The sequence below is a fragment of the Vibrio sp. genome, assembly GCF_050299255.1.
Taxonomy (GTDB): domain Bacteria; phylum Pseudomonadota; class Gammaproteobacteria; order Enterobacterales; family Vibrionaceae; genus Vibrio.
The window spans coordinates 1-1,900 of the sequence record NZ_JBNKVP010000172.1; the positions used below are offsets into that span (position 1 = coordinate 1).

Below are 1,900 nucleotides of genomic sequence, written 5' to 3' on the forward strand. Positions count from 1 at the left end.
CCTGCATCTCTGTTTTGACCGCTTCCAGTTGGGCGCTGCCCTGAAATCCGGCGGAGCTGCGGAAGAAAAAGCCTTCCTCATCCATCAGGCCGGATGCTTTGTCACGCATAGAGATTGGTCCCCAGCGTAAATCATCCCATTCGCTGGTAAAGGTCATGTGCACGCCCATGTCGATGTGGGGATGGGTTTCTTGATGGGTGCGGCAATAAACGGCCGTTGCCGGAAACCAGCCACACGGCACCATCGTCGCCGCCGATGAAAACAGGCCATTATCAACCAATTCCACATACGCCGCGTAAGATGCATGACACATGCCAATATCATCCGCATGAAAAATCACCACACGGTCATTATCCGACAAGCCCAATTTCTTTAAAAGTGGATTCGCTGTCATTGTGTATTACTCGCTTTTTTTCCCTCACCCCAGCCCTCTCCCAAGGGGTTCAGGGGCGGACAGCACATTAAAAACTTAATATCTGGATCAAAATTCTTGGACTGACATGATACGCTCTATTCATCTTACCTTTCACATAAGTAAATGGAGGTACCATGTCAGCAATCGAATTATATACGCAAATCTATCAATCGTTAGATTCATGTGTCGATGGACAAGTAGATGAAACCACACGTGAAAGATTAGCCTTACTGGTGTTGGGTATGATTGAAGCAAAAAGTGCCAGCCCCGCCCAGATTGCCCAAGCATTAAATCGTTTGGGAATCAGTGGGGCTAAACCAGAAAGTATCGAACGGCATATTCGCCGTATTGAAAACGACCCGGAAATCACAGATGTTTTGTGTTTTCATCCCTTTGCTCGTCAACGGCTGTTATGGGCTGGACAACAAGAACTCTTGTTGATACTCGACCCCACCACACAGGATGACCGAGTCTATCTAGTGACCGTTGGTGTTTGGTATCGTGGCCGGGCACTGCCTTTAGCTTGGATGGCTTGGGAAGCCAATGTCCCGCTTAAGGGAGACCGTTTCTGGGCGCGAATTGCACAGTTGTTGGCAATTGTTGCTGAGCTGCTACCCTGTAGACTCAAGATAACCTGGCTAGCTGACCGTGCCTTTGGTACACCAGCATTCACAGATATGATTGTGACCTATGGCTGGTTCTATGTTGTCCGGGTGCAAGGACACACGAGGTGTCGAGATTACCATGACCGAGAAAAACAGATTCGACATCTTATCCATCCCATTCGGCGGCGTGGCAAAAAGCGCGGCATGGCCTTCAAAAAGCGCGGTTGGTGACTCAATAGTATCGTTGCTTTTTGGGGAAAGAATCAGGAGTCCCCACTTTGTTTAGTCAGCAACTTGCCACTTGGTTGGTATCTCATTCGTCTCTATCGTCGTCGTTATCCTATTGAAGCCACCTTTCGTGATTACAAATCATATGGTTGGCAGTGGGAAAGAGGGCAGGTTGTTGACCTAGCTCATGTCAAACGACTTCTTGTTGCCATGGCTTTCGCCCATTGGTTTGCCATTATTGTGGGGGCTCGTTTCGCTAATGCCTGGTTACAAGAGCCATCTTCTGGCCAACGGCGCACTGTACCCTGGTGGGGCAAACGAAGTTTGTTCACCATTGGCTTGCACTACTTACGATGTCACATTATGAGCAATAAAGTTGTTTGTCTACGGTGGTTGCTGACCGATTGGACATTATTGAATTGGATAGAACAAATCTATTTTCATCATTCACGCGCTTTTGTTTTTGCTAGTCGATGAAAATTTATTCAGATATGAAGTTTTTTAAGGTACATATTAACCCTGTCCGCCCCTGAAGGGGGAGAGCGAGAGGGGGGCATCTTTTGGTGGGGCTTTTACGACAACCAAAACGTGGATGAGTTCTTTGAAACGGCGCTGGACTTCATCAGCGGCGGGCTGATTGACCCGCGGCGTA

Annotated in this window: 2 protein-coding genes; one reads left to right on the forward strand and one right to left on the reverse strand. The window is 48.2% G+C overall.

What is annotated here, in order from left to right:
• Window positions 1-394 (reverse strand): ChbG/HpnK family deacetylase (locus tag ACQY6F_RS18865; RefSeq protein ID WP_428776649.1); only part of this gene is annotated, 394 nt, incomplete at its 3' end.
• Window positions 395-549: 155 nt separating this feature from the next.
• Here ACQY6F_RS18865 and ACQY6F_RS18870 point away from each other — a divergent pair.
• A complete protein-coding gene (locus ACQY6F_RS18870; protein WP_428776651.1) occupies window positions 550-1,251 on the forward strand; it encodes a hypothetical protein in 702 nt (233 codons plus the stop codon).
• Window positions 1,252-1,900: the final 649 nt, after the last annotated feature.

Coding starts and splice junctions, on each gene's coding strand:
- ACQY6F_RS18870 (WP_428776651.1), top strand. CDS start 550: ATGTCAGCAATCGAATTATATACGCAAATCTATCAATCGTTAGATTCA.